This is a genomic window from Leclercia pneumoniae (assembly GCF_017348915.1).
In the GTDB taxonomy this organism is placed as follows: domain Bacteria; phylum Pseudomonadota; class Gammaproteobacteria; order Enterobacterales; family Enterobacteriaceae; genus Enterobacter; species Enterobacter pneumoniae.
In genome coordinates, this window is record NZ_CP071383.1 from 2,111,076 (window position 1) to 2,134,364 (window position 23,289).

A 23,289-nucleotide genomic window follows, 5' to 3' on the forward strand; every position below is an offset into this window, starting at 1 on the left:
GTCATTTTTTAAACCGGGCTCGGCGGTAATATCGCTCGATCTTGCGCTGTCAATAATTTCCGGCAGACTTTGTGCTGCCGGAAACGTTATTTCATTTCTCGACTGATAAGACCAGACTGACGCTGAAATAACCAATTGTCCTGCCGATAACCTTAAAAGGCACAGTTGCCTTTTAAGGAGCCAGGAATGAGTGTCAGTCAACGATTACGTAATATAAAAATGAGCAAAAAGCTCGCCGCAGGTTTTGGTCTGGTGCTGCTGTTAGTGGCGGTATCAACACTGATGAGCGTATTGCGCTTTAAAGAGATCCGCGATGTCTACCAGCAAACCAATCTGATCTACAACATCAACATCGAGGTTTTCCAGGCCAAGATTAACCGTCTCAAATTCCTCTATACCGCTGACGAGAAGTCGGGTCAGCTGATGGCAAATTATGTCAAACACGCCGCTGAATTAACCACCGAAGCGCAGCAGCTGGAGTGGACCACGCAAGAGAAGGCGATTGTCGATGATGTGGCGGGGCACCTGGCCCGTTTTGGCCGTAGCGTAAGCGAAATGCAGACCGCCATGACGGCGTATACCGCTAACAAGAACGACCCGGCAGCCGTTGCCGCGCTGAAAGCGGCAGAAGATAACGTCAAATCCGCAGGGGATGACAGTAGCGCCTCTCTGCGCGCCATTATCGCCCTCGTGAAAAAGCATAACGATGCGTTGGCTTACAGCTCCAGTACCATCACCGCCATTGTTGGCGTGGTGGCGATTCTGTTCGGGATCATCGTCTCCTGGTGGGTTACCCGCCAGATCACCCATCCGGTGAAACACAACCTGCAGCTGGCGGAACGGATTGCCAGCGGCGACCTCAGCTCCGAAATCCATCCGCAGGGTGAAGATGAGCTGGGTAAACTGACCGGAGCGATGGGCCGGATGAACGAGAAACTGCGCGCCATGATTGGCGAAGTACGCAGCAGCGTGGCGCAGGTGTCGCTGGCGGCTTCCGAAATCGCCGAGGGCAACACCGATCTCTCTTCCCGTACCGAGCAGCAGGCAGCTGCCGTCGTCGAGACCGCCGCCAGTATGGAAGAGCTCACCGCCACGGTAAAAAACAACGCCGACAACGCCCGTCACGCCAGTCAGCTGGCGGCAGAAGCCTCGCAAACCGCTACCTAGGGCGGACGCGTGATGCAGGATGTGGTCAGTACCATGAGCGACATCAATACCAGTTCGCAGAAAATTGCCGATATCACCGCGGTGATTAACAGTATCGCCTTCCAGACCAATATCCTGGCGCTGAACGCCGCCGTCGAGGCCGCCCGCGCGGGTGAGCAAGGGCGCGGCTTTGCCGTTGTGGCGAGCGAAGTGCGCAGCCTTTCGCAGCGTAGCTCGCAGGCGGCGAAGGATATTGAACTGTTGATCAGCGAATCGGTCTCGCGCATTACCACCGGTAGCAACCTGGTGGCGAAAGCCGGGCAGACCATGGAGCAGGTGGTGAACTCGGTCACCCGGGTGAATGACATTATGGGAGAGATCTCCTCGGCATCGGAAGAGCAGAGCCGCGGCATTGAGCAGATTTCGCGTGCGGTGATGGAGCTGGATACCACAACCCAGCAAAACGCCTCGCTGGTGGGCGCCTCGTCAACGGCGGCAGAGGCGCTGGAAGATCAGGCGCGTCTGCTGGAGACGCTGGTCGCCGCGTTCCGCCTGGATCAGAAGGCGCAGCTGGCTTAAAAAGAGCACCGGCAGCGCAAGGCTGCCGGTTTTTTTATTACTCGAAACGGTACGACACCGACAAACCGACGCCGTAGTTACGTCCCGGCGCGGGTTCGTAGTAACGCCCATTCGATTCATTGACAATAACCGAACCGGCATACTCTTTGTCGAACAGGTTATCCACGCGACCAAAGAGGTCCATTCCCCAGTTACCGTAGTTAAACTTGTAGCCGGTGTTCAGGCCAACAACGGTATAGGAGGGGGCTTTCGCCGTGTTTTCATCGTCCGCCATAATGTCACTCATATAGCGCACATCGGTGCCGGCGTACCAGCCCTCAACAGGCTGCCAGCCAAAGGAGGCAAAGCCCATATTACGGGCGATGCCCGGCATACGGTTACCGTTGCAGTCGCTGTCGGAACAGACGTTCGTGCGGTAGGTGGCATCCAGATAGGTCCACGCCATTTTCAGCTTCCAGTTCTCGGCGAACTGCTGATCCAGGGCCACTTCGACCCCCTGACGGCGGGTTTTCCCGGCGTTTTTATAGCTGGTACGGCCGCCGCCGCTGGCATCGACCACAATCTCATCATCGGTATCGGTACGGAACAGCGCGGCGGTCAGCAGACCATTGCCAATGCGCGTTTTGCTCCCCACTTCCCAGGTATTGTTGGTCGATGGCTTCAGGCCGAAGTTAAGCCCGCCCTGGCCGTCAGAGCGGTAGGAGAGTTCGTTGATGGTCGGGGTTTCGAACCCGCGTCCGGCCGCGGCATACAGATTCCAGCCGTCGGTCACCGCATATTTCAGGGAGCTGGCCGGCAGCCATTTGTGGTAGCTGGCGTCGCCGCTGTCGTCGCCATTTTTGCCCTGAATATAGTGGTCGTTGGAGTCAAAGTAGACCGAGCTGTAACGCACGCCCGCGTCCAGGGTCAGCTTCTGGGTTAGCTGCCAGCTAGTCTGCAGATAGGGGTCGACGTTCCACATCAGGTTGCGTTCTTTGCGACGCAGGTTACCTTTTTCGCCGAAAGTAGGCACGCCGTTATTGCGCACGTAGTTTTCATAGCCGCGGCGATTTTCACTCATGTTCTCGTAATTAAGACCGGTGGTGAAAGTCATTGGCACCAGCAGCTCGCCCCGGTGGGTCCAGCGGGTGTCGATACCCTGATAATGACGCTGCATATCAATCACGCCGCCGGAGTGCGTTGGATTCTGCTGCGGACCAATGGGGATCGACTGGTACTGGGTCATTTCACGCTCACCCGCGTACATCATCACGCTCAGGTCGTCCTGCTGACTCAGTTGACGCTCATAGCGCAAGCCGGCCTGCGTCTGTTTGATGTTTTTGCGGGTATTGTACTGTTCGGCACGCGGCGACTGGGTCGGATTAGCACGCCACTCCTGTTCGCTCAGCCCGCCCGGATCGTCGGCTTTAATATCCACGCTGTTGAACAGCAGGGTCAGCTTACTGACATCGTCAATGCGCACGCCCAGTTTGGCGTTGGCGAGATTTTTACGCGCGCCGCTGTGGTCGCGATAGCCTTTGGTGGTGAAACGGGTGGTTGAAACGGTGTAATCCACGTCGCCCGGCTGGGTGCCGTCGCCCATCGCTCCGGTGGCCTTCATGCCATAACGCCAGCTGCCGAAGCTGCCATAGTAGCTGCTGGCTTCAATGGTATTTGGCTGTTTGCCGGTCTCGGTGGCGACGTTGATCACCCCGCCGGAGGCATTGCCATACAGGGCAGAGAAGGGGCCGCGTAAGACTTCCACGCTCTCGACGCTGCTGAGATCGATATTGGAGGTCTGCCCCTGGCCATCCGGCATCGTCGCGGGGATGCCGTCGACATACATACGGATGCCGCGCACGCCGAAGGTAGAGCGGGCGCCAAAGCCACGCATCGACAACTGCAGATCCTGGGCATAGTTCTGGCGATTCTGAATCTGCAAGCCCGGCACGCTGCCCAGCGACTCCGACAGGTTAATGCGCGGCGTAGCCTGACGCATATCTTCGCCGTTCACCACGCTGACGGCGGCGGGGGTGTCCAGTTCTGAAACGGTTTGCGGCGTTGCGCTGACGATCATGGTCTGTTCGTCGGCAGCCATGGCGTTAACGGGGGTAAAGACGACAGGAACCAACAGCAGGGGAAACGTTGCCTTACTGGCAGAAATGATTTTCATGAATAGATGCCGATTGTGGAATTAAACGTACCAAATGGAACATGTGCGTGTATGTTAAATGTTTTGTAAATGTATTGAAAACCATAAACGCACATTGCGTTAATCCAAGTGTAGATAAAAAAGACGGATCGCGACGGAAGCGGCAAGATTTACTCCACATTCATATAAATAATGATTAGTATTCGCATTCAATAAATGCAAAGCCATGACTTTGCAGCCGGAAGCGATGTCAGCCATTCCACCTATGTTTAAAAGGGAGTTGTTATGAATTTACGTCATCTGTGCTCACCGCGTCTGCGTGGTTCTTTGCTGCTGGGTTCTCTGCTGGTAGCGGGTACGTTCAATGTCCATGCCGCCGAAGAGATGCTGCGTAAAGCGGTGGGGAAAGGCGCTTACGAGATGGCCGTCAGCCAGCAGGAGAACGCGCTGTGGGTTGCCACCACCCAGAGCCGCAAAACAGATAAAGGCGGGGTGGTCTATCGTCTTGATCCCGTCACCCTCGAAGTGACTCAGGCCATTCATAACGATTTGAAACCTTTTGGCGCGACCATCAACAACGCCACGCAAACCCTGTGGTTTGGCAATACCACCAACAGCGCCGTCACCGCGATCGATGCGAAAACGGGTGAAGTAAAAGGGCGCCTGGTGCTGGACGATCGTCAGCGCAGCGAAACGGTTAAACCGCTGCAGCCGCGCGAGCTGGTGGCCGATGACACCACCAACACCGTCTATATCACCGGTATCGGCAAAGAGAGCGTGATCTGGGTTGTGGACGGCGCCACGCTGAAGCTGAAAGAGACTATCGCCAATACCGGTAAGTTCAGCACCGGTCTGGCGCTGGATGCACAGGCGAAACGCCTTTACACCACCAATGCCGACGGTGAACTGCTGACCATTGATACCGCTACCCACAAAATTCTCAGCCGTAAAAAACTGCAGGATGACGGGAAAGAGCACTTCTACCTGAACCTGAGCCTGGACGTGGCGGGCCAGCGCGCTTTCCTTACCGACTCCAAACAGCCGGAAGTGCTGGTTGTCTCGCTGAAAGATGGCAGCGTGATCAAGAAAGTGGCGGCGCCAGAGTCGCTGGCCGTGCTCTTCAACCCGACGCGTAATGAAGCCTACGTGACGCATCGCGAAGCGGGTAAAGTGAGCGTGATCGACACCAAAACCTATAAAGTGACGAAAACCTTCGAGACCCCGACCTTCCCGAATAGCCTGGCACTCTCTGCCGATGGCAAAACCCTGTACGTGACGGTGAAGCAGAAGTCTACCCGTCAGCAGGAAGCGACCCAGCCTGACGATGTGATTCGTATTGCGCTGTAAGGGTAGTTGACCTTACGCAGGCAAATAAAAAGGGAAGGCACTATGCCTTCCCTTTTTTTAGTGGCTAAGTTCGATTAACGCGAGGTCTCTTCAACCAGCGGACCATCCTGATTTCCCTCTTCAGCATGAACCGGGGCAGTGCTGTGAATTTCATGCACGCGCTTACGCACCCCGAACCAGCCGGCAACCAGCAGAATAGCCAGCAGCGGAATGGTCGCGATGGTGTAGGTCCCGTTCGGGTAGTCAAAGGCCATCAGCACCAGCACGCTAAACAGGAACAGCAGGGTGAGCCAGGAGGTCACCGGTGCGCCCGGCAGCTTGAATTTCACCTCGGCGGCTTTACCCTCTTTGATGGCTTTGCGCAGACGCATCTGGCACACCACGATAAAGGCCCAGGAGGCGATAATGCCCAGCGCGGCAACGTTCAGCACAATCTCAAATACCTGAGAAGGCACCAGATAGTTCAGGAACACGCCAAACACATAGACTACCAGCGTGGCGAGGATCCCGGCATAAGGAACCTGCTGCTTGCTCATCTTTGACATGAACTTCGGTGCAGAGCCACCCATTGACATAGAGCGCAGAATACGGCCGGTGGAGTAGAGGCCTGAGTTCAGGCTGGAGAGCGCGGCGGTAAGCACCACGATGTTCATGATGCTGCCCACATACGGCACGCCCAGCTTCGAGAAGAAGGTCACGAACGGACTCTGACCTGCCTGGTACGCATTCCACGGCAGCAGCAGTACCAGCAGCACCACGGAGCCGACATAGAACAGGCCAATACGCCAGATCACGCTATTGATCGCTTTCGGTACCATCGTCTGCGGATCTTTACATTCGCCTGCCGCAGTACCGACCAGCTCAATGGAGGCAAAGGCGAAGACCACGCCCTGAACCAGTACCAGCGCAGGCAGCAGGCCGTGCGGGAAGAGGCCGCCGTTATCAGTGATTAAATGGAAGCCGGTGGCATTGCCGTCCAGCGGCTTGCCGGTACCGAGAAACACGGTACCCACCACCAGGAAGATCACAATCGCCAGAACTTTTACCAGCGCAAACCAGAACTCCATCTCGGCGAACCACTTCACGCCAATCATGTTCATGGTGCCCACAATCGCCAGCGCGCCCAGCGCGAAGACCCACTGCGGAACATCGCCAAACGCGCCCCAGTAGTGCATATAGAGCGCCACGGCGGTGATATCGACAATACCGGTCATCGCCCAGTTGACGAAGTACATCCAGCCGGCAACATAGGCGGCTTTTTCACCGAGGAATTCACGGGCATAGGAAACAAAACTGCCGCTGGAGGGGCGGTGTAAAACCAGTTCGCCCAACGCGCGTAAGATGAAGAAAGAGAAGATGCCGCATACCAGATAGACCAGCGCCAGCGCCGGACCCGCCATCTGCAGGCGCGCGCCTGCACCTAAAAACAACCCCGTACCGATTGCGCCGCCAATTGCGATCATCTGCACCTGACGGTTGCCCATCGCCTTGTGATACCCCTCTTCGTGGGCATCCAGCCAGCGACGTTTTGCCGCCTGATGGTCGGCTGCGCTTTTATTGCTTGTTTTCATTGAGTTACCTGTTTACCTGTCTGAATCATCCTCGGATGTCCTCTCTCCGGCCCCGGCGACACAAACGATTGCCTTTGGCCGGAAACATGCTCCCTTTCCAGTTATTCTTCGTGTGGAATAGGCGAAACATGGCGAAGCATCCTACCCGCAATTAATAAGTGACGCAAAATATAACGGGTCGAAAGTGATGGAGGTCGAAAAAATTCGTCTGGTCAGAGCAGGCGCGGGTTACAGAGGGCTGAATCGGTTAAAATTTTAAAACTGTATTTCGCTTAAATGGCGTACAACCCATCAGGTTTGCTTAATTATTGGACAGTGGGATTGATGAATAGAATTCATAACATTAAGCGTATTGCGTGCGTGGTATTCATTAAATTTTCCATTCACACTTGTTGAGGTCATTTAACAACCTCATGAGGCAAACAATGCAGCAGCGACAGTTAGGTTCAAACGGTTTACAGGTATCCGCCCTCGGGCTGGGCTGCATGGGGCTAAGCTATGGCTACGGCCCCGCAACCGATAAAGCGCAGGCCATCTCTCTGATTCGTAACGCCGTAGAAAACGGAGTGACCTTGTTTGATACGGCTGAAATCTACGGCCCGTTCACCAATGAAGAGGTGGTCGGTGAGGCGCTGGCGCCGGTACGTGATCAAGTGGTGATTGCTACCAAGTTCGGCTTCGACTGTACGCAGCCGGGTCAGGTATTGAACAGCCGACCGGCGCACATTCGCGCCGCCGTGGAGGGATCGCTGAAACGGCTGAAAACCGAGGTTATCGATCTCTATTATCAGCACCGCGTCGATCCGGATGTGGACATCGAGGAGGTGGCCGGTACCCTCAGGGATCTGATTGCAGAGGGGAAGGTTAAGTATTTTGGACTTTCTGAGGCAGGGGTGGAGACTATCCGCCGCGCCCATGCTGTGTGCCCGGTTTCTGCTTTGCAGAGCGAATATTCCCTCTGGTGGCGGGAGCCGGAGAAAGCCATTTTACCGCTTCTGGCTGAGCTGAATATCGGCTTTGTCCCCTTCAGCCCGCTCGGGAAAGGTTTTCTGACCGGCGCGATTAACGCACAGACCACGTTTGATGCGCAGGACTTCCGTAATCAGGTGCCGCGTTTTAGCGAAGCCTCGCGGCTGGCGAATCAGCAGCTCATCGATGTGGTGCAACGCCTCGCCAGAGAGCAGGGGGTGACCCCGGCGCAGATTGCCCTGGCGTGGCTGTTGGCGAAAGCGCCATGGATAGTGCCCATTCCCGGTACCACCAAACAGCACCGTCTGCTGGAGAACCTCGGTGCCGCAGAGGTGACGTTGTCACCTGACGCGCTGGCACGAATTAACCAGGCGCTGGAGGGTATTGATGTAGTGGGAGATCGCTATCCGAAACATCTTCAGGCGCGCGTCGGCAAATAAACTATTGCTGACGTAACGCCTCAAGAAACAGGGCAAAGGCCGTGGTGTGCTGACGGCGGCTGGGGTAGTAGAGGTGATAGCCATCGAAAGGCGTGCACCACTCCTCCAGTACCCGAATCAACCGACCTTCGGCGAGTGCCTGCTGGACAGTATCATCCGGCACGTAGGCCAGACCTAACCCGGCCTCGGCGGCATCCAGCCGCTGAGGCAGGTTATTGAGCGTAAGCTGCCCGTCAACCCGCACCCGCAGCTCCCGGCCCTCTTTTTCAAACTCCCAGGCATATAATCCACCGCGCGTCGGTAAACGCATATTGATGCAGCGGTGGTTTTCCAGCTGTTCTGGCGTTTCTGGCACGCCGTAACGGGCAAAATAGGCGGTCGAGCCGACGACTGCCATGCGCATATCCGGGGCGATCCGTACCGCGATCATATCTTTCGCCACCTGCTCACCAAGCCGTATCCCCGCGTCAAAGCGACCATCAACAATGTCCGTCAACCCGTTGTCGACCGTCACCTCAATATGGATATCGGGATACTGCGCCATAAACGGCTTCAGTACCGGCCACAGCACCGCCGACATGGCATGCTCTCCGGCGGTGATACGAATATTCCCTGCCGGTTTGTCACGCATATCGCGCAGGGCTGTCAGCTCTTGTTCAATCTCCAGCAGATGGGGACGCAAACGGAGAAATAACTGCTCGCCCGCTTCGGTGGGGGCCACGCTGCGGGTGGTGCGGGTCAGCAGGCGCACATCAAGGCGCGCCTCCAGATTACGCATCGCATGGCTAAGCGCCGACTGAGAGACCCCCAGCTGCGCCGCCGCACGGGTAAAGCTGCGCTCGCGTGCCACCACCATAAAGGAGAGCAGATCGTTAAAATTGTCTTTCAGCATGCCGGGCTTCCCATTAATGAATTTGGCTCATGGTTCCTTTCTGATTATGCAGTCTAATCGGCGCAGCAGAGGTGCGCTACTGTTAACGCATCAGCTAAACAGGAGCGAAAATGAAAATTATCCGAAATGGTTCACTGCCCTCCGTGCGCGGCCCCGAAGCATGGTTTACCGGCGCCGTACGCATTGATGCCCCGTTTCAGGCAACCGGGCCCGCCACCGTCGGTGGCGCAACTGTCACCTTTGAACCCGGCGCTCGCACGGCCTGGCACACCCATCCGCTGGGACAAACGCTCATTGTCACCCAGGGGCGCGGCTGGCTGCAGGCATGGGGCGAAGAGGCGCAGGCGCTGAATGCAGGGGATATCGCCTGGATCCCACCCGGCGTAAAACACTGGCACGGGGCGAGCAGCGAAACCGCAATGATCCATATTGCTATTGCGGAATCGGTGGACGGTAGCCCGGTGACGTGGATGGAGAAGGTCAGCGACGAGCAGTATCAGGGCCGCTAACTGCCCGATACCTGGCGAAGGGCGACCGTTTAGCCGCCAAATACCGCAATCGCGTGCTGCAGGCGGGTGGTGCGTTGGGTGAGGTGATTTGCCGCCTGGGTGACGTTATCAACCATGGCGGTATTGTTATGGGTCATCACGCCAATACGTGAAATGGCGGTATTGATAAGGGACAACGCCTGCGTCTGTTCCTGGGTCGCGTGGCCTATCTCTTTAATCAATGTCGACATGGTCAGCACGTTGCCGATCATTGCGCTCAGGTGGGTTTCAGTCTGCTCCACTTTATCCACGCCGGCGTTAACGCTGGCGACGTTTTTCTCAATCAGCGCTTTGATCTCTTTTGCAGCGGAGGCAGAGTGCTGCGCCAGGTGGCGCACCTCGGCTGCCACCACCGCAAAGCCCCGACCGGCGTCCCCGGCGCGCGCGGCCTCAACCGCGGCGTTCAGCGCCAGAATATTGGTCTGAAACGCGATACGATCAATCACCCCGATAATGTCGACAATTTGGCTATTATCCTGTGATACCGCCTGCATCATGCCAATGGTCTGCTTCATGATCGCTTCGCTATGGTCTGCGCTGGTACGGGTCTGGTCGGCCATCAGGATCGCTTCGCGGGCTGTTTCGGCGGTCTGTTTTACCGCACTGGCTATCTCTTCTACGGCGGCGGCGGTTTGCTGCAGATCGTCCGCCATCTCCTCCGAACGCGCCTGCAGCGCATCGCCCTCGGTGGCTACCCGCTGGCTGATCTCGCGAATACCGGTAATTTGAGTTCCTACGTCGTCAACCAGCGAATTGAGATTCAACCCGGACTGGTTTACCAGGCGCATCATCAACCCAATTTCATCAACGCGGTCAAAATGGTAATAATCGGTTTTTCGGCCCGAAACGACGCGCTGCATCTGTTTAACGATTGTTTTTAGCGGGCGGCAAATCTGGCTATTGAGATAGCACGCCTGCAAGACAAATAACAGGGCCAGCACGAAGGCTTGCCAGAGCGGCTGAGTAAATAAAAAAGGGGTCGTCATTGCCAGCGCGGCGAATATCACCATTGCATAATTGACCCGGCTGGCGGCGCTAATACGCTTAAATAATGGGTAATGACTCCAACTTATTGATAGTGTTTTATGTTCAGATAATGCCCGATGACTTTGTCATGCAGCTCCACCGATTTTGAGAACGACAGCGACTTCCGTCCCAGCCGTGCCAGGTGCTGCCTCAGATTCAGGTTATGCCGCTCAATTCGCTGCGTATATCGCTTGCTGATTACGTGCAGCTTTCCCTTCAGGCGGGATTCATACAGCGGCCAGCCATCCGTCATCCATATCACCACGTCAAAGGGTGACAGCAGGCTCATAAGACGCCCCAGCGTCGCCATAGTGCGTTCACCGAATACGTGCGCAACAACCGTCTTCCGGAGCCTGTCATACGCGTAAAACAGCCAGCGCTGGAGCGATTTAGCCCCGACATAGCCCCACTGTTCGTCCATTTCCGCGCAGACGATGACGTCACTGCCCGGCTGTATGCGCGAGGTTACCGACTGCGGCCTGAGTTTTTTAAGTGACGTAAAATCGTGTTGAGGCCAACGCCCATAATGCGGGCGGTTGCCCGGCATCCAACGCCATTCATGGCCATATCAATGATTTTCTGGTGCGTACCGGGTTGAGAAGCGGTGTAAGTGAACTGCAGTTGCCATGTTTTACGGCAGTGAGAGCAGAGATAGCGCTGATGTCCGGCGGTGCTTTTGCCGTTACGCACCACCCCGTCAGTAGCTGAACAGGAGGGACAGCTGATAGAAACAGAAGCCACTGGAGCACCTCAAAAACACCATCATACACTAAATCAGTAAGTTGGCAGCATCACCAATAGCGATTACCTGATAAAGTATCAGGCAAGATAAAGTATTTATTTTTTATAAACCAGGCGGCGTATTCTCCACAAAATATCTGGAATTAGAAAGTGCCTAAATTAAATAATTTTTAATACCGTGCCGACGATAATGTAATAAAAATGAAAATAACATCACCATGTTAATAAGCAGGGCGGGTGAATGAGGTGACTTAAGTGAAATAAAAAGCGCGATATGAATCCGTGGGCAAAACTATTGTTTTGAACTGCCGTTTCATTAACAAGGTGAAAACGCTATTATACGCCCCCGATAATCCCTGACGGAGCCCGTTTGTGAAGATCAATCTTATTGGTACCAGCGGCAGTGGCAAAAGCACCCTGGCGCGACGCCTCGCCGCCGAACTGCATCTCCCTTATATCGAAATGGATACGCTCTACTGGCGGCCAGCGTGGCAAGGTACGCCTGATGAGGAGCTCTTTGCAAAGCTGGAAAACGTCCTCAGTGCTACGCCGGACTGGGTGCTGGATGGCAACTACAATCGTACGCGTCCCGTAAAGTGGCGCGATGTGGATCTGATTATCTGGGTCGATTACGGGTTTATGCGTACGCTTCGCCAGGCGGTAGTGAGGGCAGCTAAACGCGCCTGGAGCCAGCAAGAGTTATGGCCCGGCACCGGCAATCGCGAGAGCTTTCGCCGTTCCTTCTTCAGTCGCGAATCGGTTCTGCTCTGGACCATTAAAACCTGGCGCAGCAACCGTGCGCGCTATGAAGCCGACATGGCTAACCCGCAATTTTCCCATATTCGCTTTGTGCGGATAACCCGACGCCAGCAGGCCGACGATCTGATTGCCGAGTTGCGCGCATTGGCCTAATTCGCCGCGCTATTTCTGATTTCCGGCAAACCAAATGTAAATTAATTGTTTCTCAGCGCTGAAATCGCCCTTTAATAATGACGACATGTTAAGTCAAACGAGAACAAAACATGTCCTGGCGAATCAGCATTCTGGATAAAAGTCCCGTCGCGGAAAACGACACCGCCGCCGATGCGCTGGCGCGTACCTTACAGCTGGCCAGGCAGGCCGAAGCCTGGGGTTACCATCGCTTCTGGATTGCCGAGCACCACAACACCGCGCAGCTGGCCAGTCCATCCCCGGAGTTACTGATTGCCTGGATCCTCGGGCAGACCTCCCGCATCCGCGTCGGCTCTGGCGGCGTAATGCTGCAACACTACAGCCCCTATAAAGTGGCAGAAAATTTCAACGTGCTGGCCAATCTCGCCCCTGGCCGGGTCGATCTCGGCGTTGGCAAAGCCCCGGGCGGGCTGCCGCTCTCGACCCGCGCCCTGCAACAGGGGGTGAATCCGCAGGAGAAGGGCAGTTTCGCCGAACAACTGACCCAACTGGACGGCTGGCTAACCCCCTCTGATAACGAACTGCGTGCCACTCCGCTGCCCGCCATTCCGGTACAGGGGTATCTGCTGGGGGCCAGCATCGAGAGCGCACTGCTGGCGGCGCGCCTTAACTGGAACTTTGTCTTCGCCGCGCACCTGAACGGCGACCCCGATCTGCTACGCGATGTCATTGCTACCTGGCGCGCCAGCAGTGCGCTGGACGTGATAGTGGCCGTGCAGGCCATCGTCGCGCCGACCCAGGCCCAGGCCGATGCCCTGGCGGAAAAGGTCGAGGTGTGGGGCGTGGAGCTGGTGAACGGCCAGCGCGTGTCGGTAGCCAGCGAAGAGCAGGCTTACGCTTTCGCACGCCAGGCGGGTAGCGAGCCGCTGCGTATTGCCCGCCGCGCCCAGTCGCTGCTGGCAGGCACCGCAGAGTCTGTGGCGGCGCAATTGCAGGCGCTGCATGACCGCTGGGGCATCGACGAATTTATTATCGATACGCCGATCGCCGACGGGCAGAGCCGGGCGCAGTCCTTGCGTCTGCTGGCGCAAACCCGCGAGGTGCTGGCATGAACTTCAATGAACAACTGATCGCCTGGCGGCGCGAGCTGCATCGCTACCCGGAGCTGTCGGGCGAGGAAGTGGAAACCACCGCCCGCATTCGCCGCTGGCTCGATAACGCCGGGATCGCCGTACTCCCGTATGACATCCCGACGGGCGTGATCGCCGAGATCGGCACCGGGCCGAAACAGATCGCCCTGCGGGCCGATATTGATGCCTTACCCATCGACGAGCGCAGCGGTGTTGCGTTTAGCTCGCAGCACGCCGGGGTGATGCACGCCTGCGGTCACGATATTCACACCAGCGTGATCCTCGGCGCGGCCCTACAGCTAAAAGCCCGTGAAGCCACGCTGCCCGGTCGCGTGCGTATTCTGTTCCAGCCCGCAGAAGAGAACTTTGGCGGCGCGAAAAGCCTGATCCGCGCGGGAGCCCTGCAGGGTGTCAGCGCTATCTTTGGCATGCACAACGAACCCGGTTTGCCGGTGGGAGCCTTTGCCACCCGTGGGGGCCCGTTCTATGCCAACGTCGATCGCTTTGTCTTTCGTATCACCGGTAAAGGTGCCCATGCGGCGCGCCCGCATGAGGGCTCAGACGCTATCGTGCTCGCCAGCCAGTTAGTTACGGCCCTGCAGAGCGTGGCCAGCCGTAATGTTAATACGCTGGAGTCGGTGGTGCTCAGCGTAACCCGTATCGAAGGGGGCAATACCTGGAACGTCCTGCCGGAAAGCGTCGAGCTGGAGGGGACCCTGCGCACCCACAGCACTCAGGTGCAGCAGAAGGTAAAAGATCGGGTCAGTGAAATTGCCGCCGGCTTTGCCAGCGCGTTTAACGCCCAGATTGATATCACCTGGTACACCGGCCCGTCGGCGCTGGTTAACGATGAGCACTGGGCTGATTTCGCCACCGCCGTGGCCAGGGAAACCGGCTACGAAACCCACCACGCCGAACTGCATATGGGGGGAGAAGATTTTGCGGTGTACCTGCAGCAGATCCCTGGTGCGTTCGTCAGTATTGGCAGTGCCAGCGCGTTCGGACTGCACTATCCGGCGTTCAATCCGGACGAGGCATTAATCGAGCCCGCCGCCCGATATTTCGCGCAGCTTGCCGAGAAAGCGTTACAACACATTTAATCGTTAAGGGGTGAATATGTCTGCAACACGACAATTGCGACTGGGGACAATACTGCATGGTGCTTCCGGAAATATGTCGGCCTGGCGCCATCCGGCGGCGATTGCCGATGCCAGTATTAATTTTAACTTTGTTAAAGAGACGGCGTTAAAGGCGGAAGCGGGCAAGCTGGACTTTATTTTTGTCGCCGACGGTCTTTATATTAATGAGAAGTCGATTCCGCATTTTTTAAATCGCTTCGAACCCCTGACGGTATTATCCGCTCTGGCGACCCTGACCTCACGCCTGGGACTGGTGGGCACGCTCTCCACCTCCTATAGCGAACCCTTTACCGTGGCCCGGCAGTTTGCCAGCCTCGACCACTTGAGTAACGGGCGCGCGGGCTGGAACGTGGTGACCTCACCGCTGGAAGGCTCGGCGAAAAACTTCTCCCGGGATAAACATCCGGAGCACGCGCTACGTTATCGCATCGCCGACGAGTATCTGGAGGTGGTAAAAGGGCTTTGGGACTCCTGGGAGGCAGACGCTTTTATTCGTGATAAAGAGAGCGGTCAGTTCTTTGATCGTGAAAAGCTGCATACCCTTAACCACCGGGGCGATTTCTTCCAGGTAGCAGGGCCGCTGAATATCGGGCGCACGCCGCAGGGGCGACCGATTGTATTTCAGGCCGGGGCGTCAGACGACGGCAAAAAGCTGGCGGCGAAACATGCCGACGCCATTTTTACTCACCACGACAGCCTGCAGGAGGCCCGCGCCTTCTATCAGGATGTTAAACAACAGCTCGAATTACACGGCCGCCGCCCCGAGGAGTTACATATTTTTCAGGGGGTGAGCGTCATCGTGGGTAAAGATGCCGATGACGTAGAGCAACAATATCAAACCACGGCGGCGTTAGTGTCCATTCATGACGCGCTCAACTATCTGGGGCGTTATTTCGAGCATCACGATTTCGCGCAATATCCTCTCGACGAACCCTTCCCGGACATCGGCGATCTGGGGCAGAACAGCTTTCGCAGCACCACCGATGAGATCAAGCGCAATGCCCGCGAGCGTAATCTCACACTGCGCCAGGTTGCGCTGGAGGCGGCCTCACCGCGCCCGCGCTTTTCCGGCACCCCGCAAGAGGTGGCAGACGGTCTGCAGCAGTGGTTCGACGCCCGGGGCGCGGACGGTTTTATCATTCAGGGCGGCACGCCAGAGACTTTCCCGCGCTTTGTCGATGAGGTGGTGCCGATCCTGCAGGCCCGCGGCCTGTTCCGCACCGACTATCCCGGCTCCACCCTGCGCGACAGCCTGGGGTTAACGCAACCTGAAAATCAGTTCGTAAAATAATAAAAGAGACATCCGCTATGCAGAAAACATCGCTTATTCTGGCGCTCGCGCTGGCCTTTACCCCTGCCGTCTGGGCAGAGAATGTCAATATTAACGGCACCGGCGTGAGCCTTGAGGCCAATAAAACCCCGATCCATACCCCGAAAAACGACGAAGCGGTGGCACAGTTGCCGAAAGACTATCGCTTTGCGGTGCCGGGGAAATTTACCGTGGCGGTGGCAGCGTTAAATTCACCGCCGCTGACTGTTTTTTCTGATGACAACAAAACGTTGCTGGGCAGTGAAGTCGACGTCGCGCGGCTCGTCGCCGATAGCCTTGGGCTGACGCTGAACGTGGTGCCAACCTCCTGGGAGGACTGGCCGCTGGGGGTCTCGTCAGGCAAATATGATGCCGCAATCAGCAATATTACCGTGACCAAAGCGCGCAAAGAGAAGTTCGACTTTGCCACCTATCGAAAAGACTCCCTCGGTTTTTACGTTAAATCCTCCAGTCCGATCCACGCCATTGAGAAAGCGGAAGATATCGCCGGGCTGCGCATTATTGTGGGCTCCGGCACCAATCAGGAGGCCATCCTGCTGGCATGGAATGAGCAGAACCTCAAAAAAGGGCTGAAGCCCTTTATCCCGGTCTATACCAAGGATGACGCGGCGCAAACCCTGGCGATCCAGTCGGGTCGCGCAGATGCCTTTTTTGGCCCGAACGTGATTGGGGCCTGGAAAGCCGCGCTCACCGGTAAAACGAAATTGGTGGGTAGCGTGGATGGCGGCTGGCCGAAGGCGGCGCATATCGCCGTGACGCTGAAAAAAGGCGGTGGCCTGGTCGAGCCGGTGCAGACCGCGCTCAACGGAGCGATCAAAAACGGCGATTACGACAAGGTACTCAACCGCTGGGGCGAGGGTGTGGAGCGTATTCCGCACTCTGAAGTGAATCCGGCCGGACTTGGCGACTAAGGAGGCCCCATGAGCGAGCTATTTCGCGACGTTTCGCCGCAAGATGCCAGTCTGCAGCCGATTCTCGAAGGACTGTTCCAGGAGTATGCCGACCGCTACGGCGACTACTTCTCGAAAGATGCGGAAGTCGAACTGACCGAGTGGTATCTGCCGCCGCAGGGGCTGTTTATTGTGCTGGAGCGCAACGGGGTGATTATCGCCACCGGCGCGTATAAAGCCTTTAGTGCCCAAACCGCAGAGATCAAACGGATCTGGACGGACAAAACGCTGCGTCAGCAGGGGCTGGCGGCCAGGGTGGTGCAGGAGCTGGAGCGCAGGGCAGTGCGTGCAGGTTATAGCCAGATGTACCTTACTACCGGTTTTCGCCAGCCAGAGGCGGTGCGGCTCTATCTCAGTCAGGGTTATCAGCCGCAGTTCGATCTGAATCGCGATCCGGAAGAGTACAGCCAGCCACCGTTCGATGGCCGTCTGCGCTTCACCAAAACGCTGGTGCGCGAAGCGCTCAGTAAAACCGCATGAGGAAGTGACAATGAACAACGTTGAAACCATCAAAGTGGTCCCGGCGCGCTACCCGCTGCGTACCCTGGGGGCCGTTGTGGCGCTCTTTGTGCTGGCTGTGGTCGTACAGTCGGTGGCCTTTAATCCGCGCTGGGAGTGGGCGGTGTTTGCCCACTGGTTCTTCGACCCGGTCATCCTGGAGGGGGTGGGGCAGACGCTGTTACTCACCCTGATTGGCACCGCGCTGAGTGTGGTGATTGGCGGCATGCTGGCGCTGGCGCGTCTGTCGTCGTCGTGGTTGCTCAGTGGCCTTGCGTGGGGCTATATCTGGCTATTCCGCTCGCTACCGCTGATCGTGGTGCTGATTATTCTCTATAACTTCTCGTATCTATACGACACGCTCTCTCTCGGAGTGCCTTTTACGCAGATCACCTGGGGCCGTTTTGAGACCATTAACGTGCTCGGGCAGTTCTCCACCGCGGTAGTGGGGCTGACGCTGGTGCAGAGCGCCTATACCGCCGAGATCATTCGCGGCGGTTTTCTGGGGGTGGATCACGGTCAGTATGAAGCGGCCGCCGCGTTGGGGTTACCCGCCTCGCGCCGCACCCTGCGCATCATATTGCCCCAGGCGCTGCGCACCATTCTGCCGGCCGGGTTCAATGAGATCATCAGCCTCGCCAAGGGGACGGCAATGGTTTACGTGCTGGCGATGCCTGAGCTCTTTTACACCATTCAGATGATCTACAACCGTACCCAGGAGGTGATACCGCTGCTGATGGTGGGTGCCGTCTGGTATCTGGCGATCACGACCGTCCTTTCGGCTATTCAACACCTGGTGGAGCGCGGCCTCGCCCGCAGCGAGAGTCGCTCCGCGGTCAACCAGAACCGCAGCGCCAGCCGCAGCCGTTCCGTTACTCCCACCCAGACACAGGAGCCTATCCATGCCAGCCTCTCCTGAAGGACATATTTCAATCACCGGCGTCAGTAAGTATTTTGGACGCCACAAGGCGCTGGATAACGTCTCGCTGGAGATCCCGCCGGGTTCCGTGACGGTGATCCTCGGCCCCTCCGGCTCGGGCAAATCGACCCTGCTGCGCACCATTAACCACCTGGAGCGGGTGGACGAAGGGTTTATCCAGATAGATGGCGACTACATCGGCTATCGCCGTCAGGGCGACAAGCTCTTTGAACTGAAAGAGAAAGCGATCCTCAAACAGCGGGTGAACGTGGGGTATGTGTTCCAGAACTTCAACCTCTTCCCGCATTTGACGGTGCTGGAAAACCTGATTGAAGCACCCGTGGCGCACAAAAAGCTGACCCGTAAAGCGGCAATAGAACGCGCTTACGAGCTGCTGGATGTGGTAGGGCTGCGCGATAAGGCCGACGCCTGGTCGCGCCATCTCTCCGGTGGGCAGCAGCAGCGTATTGCCATCGCCCGCGCCCTGGCGCTGCGACCGCGCGTCATGCTGTTTGATGAACCTACCTCGGCGCTTGATCCTGAGCTGGTGGGCGAAGTGCTGGATGTGATTAAAAAGCTGGCCCGCTCGGGCACCACGCTGGTCGTGGTGACTCATGAGATTGGCTTTGCGCGCGAAGTGGCGGACCAGGTGGTGTTTATGGTCGATGGCAAAATTGTGGAGCAGGGTAGCAGCGACGAAGTTTTGAACCGTCCTTCCCATGCGCGTACGCGCCAGTTCCTCTCGAAAGTGTTGTAAGGAGCGTAGATGAAATATGGACTTCTGGCTGGGCTACTCGTATCCACCGCCAGCCACGCCAGCATTGATCTGCAGGCCAATGAACAGCCGCTGACGGTAACCCTCGACAAACAGGCGGTGGCGAAGATCCCGCCAGATTATCGCTTTATCGAGCCGGGCATCCTGACCGTTGCGATCTCGGCCCTCAATTCGCCCCCGCTGGCGCTCCTGGCCAGCGATAACCGCACCCGTATCGGCAGCGATCCGGATATTGCCCGGCTGCTGGCGGGCAGTCTCGGGTTAAAGCTGAAGCTGGTTCCCGTGGCCTGGGAAGACTGGCCGCTGGGGATCATTGCCGGGCGCTACGACGTGGCGCTGGTGAACATAGCGGTGACGGAGCAGCGTAAGCAGAAGTTCGACTTTGCCACCTATCGCGTGGATTCGCTGGCGTTTTCGGTGAAATCCACCAGCGAAATAGCGTCGATCAACACGGCCGCCGATCTGGCGGGCAAAAAAGTGATTGTCGGCTCGGGGACGAATCAGGAGCGGATCCTGCTGGGCTGGAATGAAGAAAATATTCGGACGGGGCGCCAGCCGGCGCTGCCGGTCTATCTGACGGACGATGCCTCGGGCAATCTCTATATACAGTCCGGCAGGGCGGATGTCTTCTTCGGGCCGCAGTCGGTCTCAGCTTACAAAGCGGCCCTCACCGGCAAAACCCGCGTGGTCGGGTTAGGGCCGAAGAAGGCTTATGTGGCAACCACCACCAGGAAGGGCAATGGCCTGGTCTATGCCCTGCAGGCGGCGCTGGACGGAGCCATCCAGCGCGGGGAGTATCAGCAGGTGCTGGCGCGCTGGGGCGAGCAGGGCGAAGCGGTGGAACGATCGGAGGTCAATCCGCCGGGGATAACCTACTAATGCTGCTCTACACTTAGGGTTTCTCTTGCGTGGAGGCAGCATGATTAAAGTCTATGGCGTACCCGGCTGGGGCTCGGCAATCAGTGAGGTGATGCTGACCCTCGCCGATATTCCGTATCAGTTTATCAACGTAGAGGGCTTTGACGCCCCCGGGCCGCAGCGCGAAAGGCTTGAGCGGCTTAACCCGCTGTGCCAGGTGCCCACGCTAGAACTGGAGAATGGCGAGATCATGACGGAGACCGCCGCGATTGCGCTGATGATCCTCGACCGCTGCCCCGAACTGGCGCCGCCGGTAGGGCACAGTGAACGTCAGCAGTTTCAGCGCTTACTCATCTGGCTGGTCGCTAACGTCTATCCCACCTTTACCTACGCCGATTATCCGGAGCGCTGGGCGCCTGATGCACCGCAGCAACTGCAAGAAAACTGTCGGGAGTATCGCAAATCGCTCTATCTGTGGCTGGATAACCATCTCAAGGCCACGCCGTGGGCCCTTGGCGAACAGCTCACCTTACTCGACGCCTACCTTGTGGTGAGGCGTAGCTGGGGGCCGCGCGGCGAGTGGTTCGCGGCCAATACCCCCAAAATCGTCGCCATCGCCGATAAGGTGAGCCTGCTCGCTAAACTGCACAAGGTCCTAAAAGCTAACGAGATAATCTGATAGCGTGAAAGGCTAACTGATAAAGGAGCCCTGCTTATGCCACACGTTGATATTAAATGTTTCCCGCGCGATCTGAATGACGAACAAAAAACCGCTCTGGCAGAGGAGATCGCCGAGGTGATCGTTCGTCACCTGAACAGTAAAGATCGCGCTGTTTCCGTGGCGCTTAACGAAGTTCAGGAAGCGGACTGGAAAGCGCAGGTCTGGGATACGGAGATTGGCCCGAAGCTCGACGAGCTGATTAAGAAGCCGGGATATTCTCTGTAAGGCAAAGACGGTAACGAAGGTTACCGTTTTTTTTTGGCGGAATTATGGCGCATAGGAGGAGGGCGACATCGGGTCATTCTCTTACGCCATTCACCTGGAAGGCTTGTGAGTTAATACCATCGCCGCTCTCCGCGTACTGTTTCTATCAAGATAATAATCTTTTAAAACCCCCGGATTTCGCGGCAAAAAGCTCGCTCAGCCAGTCGATAAAGACCCGTACTTTAGGTGTCAGATAGCGTCGGTCCGGAAAGAGAACCGAGACCGGTTTCGATGCGGTGGTGTAGTCAGAGAGCACTTCCACAAGTCGGCCGGCGGCGAGATGAGGGGCCATAACCGCATGGATACCCTGGATTATCCCCAGCCCCGACAGCCCGCAGGAGAGCATAATATCGGTGTTGTCGACCAGCATGTGTCTGGCCGGGTGTACCGTCACCGGCGTACCTTCTTTTATAAATCGCCACTTCATCACAACCCGATTGTGCCCGCTGAAAAACATCACGGTCTGGTGTCTGGCGAGATCCTCCGGCGTGCTGGGCACGCCATAGTGCGCCAGATATTCCGGCGTAGCGCAGGTGACCAGCCGCGCATCACCCAGACGTCGTGACACCAGCGTAGAGTCCTGTAATTCGCCAAGGCGGATCACGCAATCAATGCCCTCAGCCACCATATCAACCCGATGATCGGAAGAGGTCAGCTCCAGTTCGATATCCGGATAACGGGCCTGAAAGTCCCTCAGCGCCGGGATCAGTACGGCATGTGCCAGCGAGAGTGGCGTATCAACGCGTAGTCGACCGCGCGGAGGACGCGTCGGCGAAAACGATGCCATCACATCCTCCATCTCATGCAGCAACCCTTTCGCCCGCTGGAAAAAGAGCTCGCCCTCAGAGGTGAGGCTGACTTTTCGGGTGGTGCGACGCAGTAAGCGCGTACCCAGCTCCTCTTCCAGCTGCTGGATGGCTTTGGTCACGGCGGGGCGATGCAGGTGAAGCACATCCGCCGCCCGGGCGAAGCTTCCCCGTTCGGCGACTTCAACAAAAATGGTCATCTGTTCATACATTCTGGCACGCATCGGGATGGCCTCAGCTAACGATTATTACTCTGTGGATAACAGTGTAATACGAAAGCGCCTCTTTTTACTGCCTCACCAACGACTTATGCTTAAGCCACACCAACCAGAGAGGCCATATTATGCCGTTAACACACCAGGTTCAGGCACCCATGGTCAACCGGAAAAAAGTGGGCGATAGCATCGTTACAATGCTCAGCGATGGCTACCTGGATGGGTCGTTTGAGCTGCTTTCGGGGATCAGCGGCTCAAAAACCGAAGCCCTGCTGCAGGCGCGGGGCGTGAGCACATTGCCACGTATGAACATCAACATCTACGTGATCCAGACCGGGCAGCATACGGTGTTGGTGGATAGCGGCGCGGGCAACTTCAAAGGCTGGGGCGGGCGGCTGCCGGTGGCGCTGGCGGCGGCAGGAATTGATCCCTTGCAGATCAACACCGTCCTGCTTACACATGCCCATCCAGACCATATCGGTGGCCTTGCCGGGCCGCTCGCCACGCCCCATTTTCGCCATGTTGAACGGCTGTTTGTGCACGAGCGTGAACTGGCGTTCTGGCGCAACAAAACGATGCAGGCCAGCGCACCAGAGAGGTTTAAGCCCTCGTTCGAGCTGGCACAAAATGCCTTTGCCGCGTATGACGACAGACTGGTGACCTTCACACAGGAAGATATTTTGCCCGGTATTCAGGCGGTGCCACTGCCTGGTCACACGCCGGGGCATACCGGCTATGTGGTCGGGAACGCGCAGGATTCGCTATTAATCTGGGGGGATATCGTCCATTTCCCGCATATCCAGGTGGAGCAGCCGGATGTCACCATTGCCTTTGACAGCGATCCGGAGACCGCGGCGGCAACGCGCAAACGCCTGCTTGAGCGGGTAGCGACAGATAATCTCAGCGTGACCGGTATGCACTTCAATTCACCGGTAAGCGCCAGCGTAAAGCGCGGCGATGCGAAATTTAGCCTGCAATACGACGGCGGCTCCCCGGCGTTCTGATGTCGCTGGCGCGCCTGACTCAGGCGCGCGGAGCCTCGTTATTCATCACCCGCAACAATGTTTCCAGCAGGCCGGGAAAGCGATTATCCAGATCCTCGCTGCGCAATGAAATCATATTTTCTCGCCCCTGTGGCCGCTGCCAGATGACCCCGCTGTCGCGCAGTACGCGCCAGTGGTGTGTCATGGTCGATTTCGCGATATCCGGCGGTCGCAGGGCGTTGCAGCTTGCTTCGCTGCCGTCTGCAAGCTGGCGGATGATGGCGAGACGCAGCGGATTACCCAGCGCTAAAAGCACGTTTTCCAGCTGTATCTGTTCCGGTTCGGGATGGTTAGGGATCATAAGGCTCCTGGATAAGGCATCAGTTTGAGCTATACCATTGATAGCGCAAACCTTAAAAA

General features: G+C 57.1%; 19 protein-coding genes and 3 pseudogenes. 15 read left to right on the forward strand and 7 right to left on the reverse strand.

What is annotated here, in order from left to right; genetic code table 11:
- Positions 1 to 186: 186 nt before the first annotated feature.
- Positions 187 to 1,725 (forward strand): annotated as a pseudogene (locus JZ655_RS10175) (methyl-accepting chemotaxis protein).
- A gap of 37 nt (positions 1,726 to 1,762) precedes the next feature.
- Here JZ655_RS10175 and pqqU read toward each other — a convergent pair.
- Positions 1,763 to 3,877: a TonB-dependent receptor PqqU gene (pqqU, locus tag JZ655_RS10180; protein ID WP_207293739.1), complete on the reverse strand. Its 2,115-nt coding sequence runs from the start codon at positions 3,875 to 3,877 to the stop codon at positions 1,763 to 1,765.
- Between the two features lie 264 nt (positions 3,878 to 4,141).
- Between pqqU and yncE the strand changes: the two genes are divergently transcribed.
- Positions 4,142 to 5,203 (forward strand): 7-bladed beta-propeller protein YncE, encoded by a 1,062-nt coding sequence (gene yncE, locus JZ655_RS10185; protein ID WP_207293740.1) that lies wholly within the window; start codon positions 4,142 to 4,144, stop codon positions 5,201 to 5,203.
- Between the two features lie 74 nt (positions 5,204 to 5,277).
- Here yncE and ansP read toward each other — a convergent pair whose 3' ends face one another.
- Complete coding sequence (ansP, locus tag JZ655_RS10190; protein ID WP_046885388.1) at positions 5,278 to 6,774, reverse strand: L-asparagine permease; 1,497 nt, start codon at positions 6,772 to 6,774, stop codon at positions 5,278 to 5,280.
- 425 nt (positions 6,775 to 7,199) lie between these two features.
- On the opposite strand from ansP, the gene JZ655_RS10195 reads away from it, so the two are divergent.
- The gene (locus tag JZ655_RS10195) at positions 7,200 to 8,183 is read left to right on the forward strand and encodes an aldo/keto reductase (RefSeq protein WP_207293741.1); all 984 of its coding nucleotides are present in this window, start codon (positions 7,200 to 7,202) and stop codon (positions 8,181 to 8,183) included.
- 1 nt (position 8,184) lies between these two features.
- On the opposite strand, the gene JZ655_RS10200 is transcribed toward JZ655_RS10195, so the two are convergent.
- Complete coding sequence (locus JZ655_RS10200; RefSeq protein ID WP_207293742.1) at positions 8,185 to 9,075, reverse strand: LysR family transcriptional regulator; 891 nt, start codon at positions 9,073 to 9,075, stop codon at positions 8,185 to 8,187.
- 110 nt (positions 9,076 to 9,185) lie between these two features.
- Between JZ655_RS10200 and JZ655_RS10205 the strand changes: the two genes are divergently transcribed.
- Positions 9,186 to 9,584 carry a (R)-mandelonitrile lyase gene (locus JZ655_RS10205; protein ID WP_207293743.1) on the forward strand — a complete coding sequence of 133 codons (399 nt, stop codon included), beginning with the start codon at positions 9,186 to 9,188 and terminating at the stop codon, positions 9,582 to 9,584.
- 29 nt (positions 9,585 to 9,613) lie between these two features.
- On the opposite strand, the pseudogene JZ655_RS10210 reads toward JZ655_RS10205, so the two are convergent.
- Positions 9,614 to 10,561: pseudogene (locus JZ655_RS10210) on the reverse strand (methyl-accepting chemotaxis protein); the annotation flags it as partial.
- A 131-nt stretch (positions 10,562 to 10,692) separates the two neighbouring features.
- A protein-coding gene (locus JZ655_RS10215) for an IS1-like element IS1A family transposase (protein WP_242637262.1) occupies positions 10,693 to 11,390 on the reverse strand; the annotation gives its coding sequence in 2 pieces (ribosomal slippage) (positions 10,693 to 11,141 and positions 11,141 to 11,390; 699 coding nt in all).
- A 372-nt stretch (positions 11,391 to 11,762) separates the two neighbouring features.
- On the opposite strand from JZ655_RS10215, the gene JZ655_RS10220 reads away from it, so the two are divergent.
- The 10 genes and pseudogenes from JZ655_RS10220 (at position 11,763) to pptA (ending at position 20,826) form a co-directional block, all read left to right on the forward strand.
- Complete coding sequence (locus tag JZ655_RS10220; RefSeq protein WP_207293744.1) at positions 11,763 to 12,302, forward strand: AAA family ATPase; 540 nt, start codon at positions 11,763 to 11,765, stop codon at positions 12,300 to 12,302.
- 110 nt (positions 12,303 to 12,412) lie between these two features.
- Positions 12,413 to 13,393 carry an LLM class flavin-dependent oxidoreductase gene (locus JZ655_RS10225; protein WP_207293745.1) on the forward strand — a complete coding sequence of 327 codons (981 nt, stop codon included), beginning with the start codon at positions 12,413 to 12,415 and terminating at the stop codon, positions 13,391 to 13,393.
- Entirely contained in the window at positions 13,390 to 14,511 is a 1,122-nt protein-coding gene (locus JZ655_RS10230) for an amidohydrolase (protein ID WP_207293746.1), read from the forward strand. The genes JZ655_RS10225 and JZ655_RS10230 overlap by 4 nt, the downstream gene beginning before the upstream one ends.
- Positions 14,512 to 14,527: 16 nt before the next feature.
- Positions 14,528 to 16,791, forward strand: a pseudogene (locus tag JZ655_RS21370) (NtaA/DmoA family FMN-dependent monooxygenase).
- Between the two features lie 9 nt (positions 16,792 to 16,800).
- The gene (locus tag JZ655_RS10245) at positions 16,801 to 17,310 is read left to right on the forward strand and encodes a GNAT family N-acetyltransferase (RefSeq protein ID WP_207293749.1); all 510 of its coding nucleotides are present in this window, start codon (positions 16,801 to 16,803) and stop codon (positions 17,308 to 17,310) included.
- A 10-nt stretch (positions 17,311 to 17,320) separates the two neighbouring features.
- Entirely contained in the window at positions 17,321 to 18,247 is a 927-nt protein-coding gene (locus JZ655_RS10250) for an amino acid ABC transporter permease (protein ID WP_207293750.1), read from the forward strand.
- Complete coding sequence (locus tag JZ655_RS10255) at positions 18,231 to 19,004, forward strand: amino acid ABC transporter ATP-binding protein (protein ID WP_040075606.1); 774 nt, start codon at positions 18,231 to 18,233, stop codon at positions 19,002 to 19,004. Before JZ655_RS10250 ends, JZ655_RS10255 begins: the two co-directional genes overlap by 17 nt.
- Before the next feature lie 9 nt (positions 19,005 to 19,013).
- Positions 19,014 to 19,901, forward strand: a complete 888-nt coding sequence (locus JZ655_RS10260) for a transporter substrate-binding domain-containing protein (protein WP_207293751.1) — start codon at positions 19,014 to 19,016, stop codon at positions 19,899 to 19,901.
- A 40-nt stretch (positions 19,902 to 19,941) separates the two neighbouring features.
- Positions 19,942 to 20,559, forward strand: a complete 618-nt coding sequence (locus JZ655_RS10265) for a glutathione S-transferase family protein (protein ID WP_207293752.1) — start codon at positions 19,942 to 19,944, stop codon at positions 20,557 to 20,559.
- A gap of 36 nt (positions 20,560 to 20,595) precedes the next feature.
- A complete protein-coding gene (pptA, locus tag JZ655_RS10270; RefSeq protein ID WP_040075610.1) occupies positions 20,596 to 20,826 on the forward strand; it encodes a tautomerase PptA in 231 nt (76 codons plus the stop codon).
- Positions 20,827 to 20,971: 145 nt separating this feature from the next.
- Here pptA and JZ655_RS10275 read toward each other — a convergent pair whose 3' ends face one another.
- Positions 20,972 to 21,895 carry a LysR family transcriptional regulator gene (locus JZ655_RS10275; RefSeq protein WP_207293753.1) on the reverse strand — a complete coding sequence of 308 codons (924 nt, stop codon included), beginning with the start codon at positions 21,893 to 21,895 and terminating at the stop codon, positions 20,972 to 20,974.
- A gap of 119 nt (positions 21,896 to 22,014) precedes the next feature.
- On the opposite strand from JZ655_RS10275, the gene JZ655_RS10280 reads away from it, so the two are divergent.
- Entirely contained in the window at positions 22,015 to 22,890 is an 876-nt protein-coding gene (locus JZ655_RS10280) for an MBL fold metallo-hydrolase (protein ID WP_207293754.1), read from the forward strand.
- A gap of 19 nt (positions 22,891 to 22,909) precedes the next feature.
- On the opposite strand, the gene JZ655_RS10285 is transcribed toward JZ655_RS10280, so the two are convergent.
- Positions 22,910 to 23,230, reverse strand: a complete 321-nt coding sequence (locus tag JZ655_RS10285; RefSeq protein WP_040075613.1) for an ArsR/SmtB family transcription factor — start codon at positions 23,228 to 23,230, stop codon at positions 22,910 to 22,912.
- Between the last annotated feature and the right edge of the window lie 59 nt (positions 23,231 to 23,289).

What these genes read in the sequence shown, in the direction of transcription:
- pqqU (WP_207293739.1), bottom strand. Translation starts at nt 3,877, where the DNA reads ATGAAAATCATTTCTGCCAGTAAGGCAACGTTTCCCCTGCTGTTGGTT.
- JZ655_RS10230 (WP_207293746.1), top strand. Translation starts at nt 13,390, where the DNA reads ATGAACTTCAATGAACAACTGATCGCCTGGCGGCGCGAGCTGCATCGC.
- JZ655_RS10260 (WP_207293751.1), top strand. Translation starts at nt 19,014, where the DNA reads ATGAAATATGGACTTCTGGCTGGGCTACTCGTATCCACCGCCAGCCAC.
- pptA (WP_040075610.1), top strand. Translation starts at nt 20,596, where the DNA reads ATGCCACACGTTGATATTAAATGTTTCCCGCGCGATCTGAATGACGAA.
- JZ655_RS10275 (WP_207293753.1), bottom strand. Translation starts at nt 21,895, where the DNA reads ATGCGTGCCAGAATGTATGAACAGATGACCATTTTTGTTGAAGTCGCC.
- JZ655_RS10205 (WP_207293743.1), top strand. Translation starts at nt 9,186, where the DNA reads ATGAAAATTATCCGAAATGGTTCACTGCCCTCCGTGCGCGGCCCCGAA.
- JZ655_RS10245 (WP_207293749.1), top strand. Translation starts at nt 16,801, where the DNA reads ATGAGCGAGCTATTTCGCGACGTTTCGCCGCAAGATGCCAGTCTGCAG.
- JZ655_RS10250 (WP_207293750.1), top strand. Translation starts at nt 17,321, where the DNA reads ATGAACAACGTTGAAACCATCAAAGTGGTCCCGGCGCGCTACCCGCTG.
- JZ655_RS10285 (WP_040075613.1), bottom strand. Translation starts at nt 23,230, where the DNA reads ATGATCCCTAACCATCCCGAACCGGAACAGATACAGCTGGAAAACGTG.
- JZ655_RS10280 (WP_207293754.1), top strand. Translation starts at nt 22,015, where the DNA reads ATGCCGTTAACACACCAGGTTCAGGCACCCATGGTCAACCGGAAAAAA.
- yncE (WP_207293740.1), top strand. Translation starts at nt 4,142, where the DNA reads ATGAATTTACGTCATCTGTGCTCACCGCGTCTGCGTGGTTCTTTGCTG.
- JZ655_RS10200 (WP_207293742.1), bottom strand. Translation starts at nt 9,075, where the DNA reads ATGCTGAAAGACAATTTTAACGATCTGCTCTCCTTTATGGTGGTGGCA.
- JZ655_RS10195 (WP_207293741.1), top strand. Translation starts at nt 7,200, where the DNA reads ATGCAGCAGCGACAGTTAGGTTCAAACGGTTTACAGGTATCCGCCCTC.
- ansP (WP_046885388.1), bottom strand. Translation starts at nt 6,774, where the DNA reads ATGAAAACAAGCAATAAAAGCGCAGCCGACCATCAGGCGGCAAAACGT.
- JZ655_RS10225 (WP_207293745.1), top strand. Translation starts at nt 12,413, where the DNA reads ATGTCCTGGCGAATCAGCATTCTGGATAAAAGTCCCGTCGCGGAAAAC.
- JZ655_RS10265 (WP_207293752.1), top strand. Translation starts at nt 19,942, where the DNA reads ATGATTAAAGTCTATGGCGTACCCGGCTGGGGCTCGGCAATCAGTGAG.
- JZ655_RS10255 (WP_040075606.1), top strand. Translation starts at nt 18,231, where the DNA reads ATGCCAGCCTCTCCTGAAGGACATATTTCAATCACCGGCGTCAGTAAG.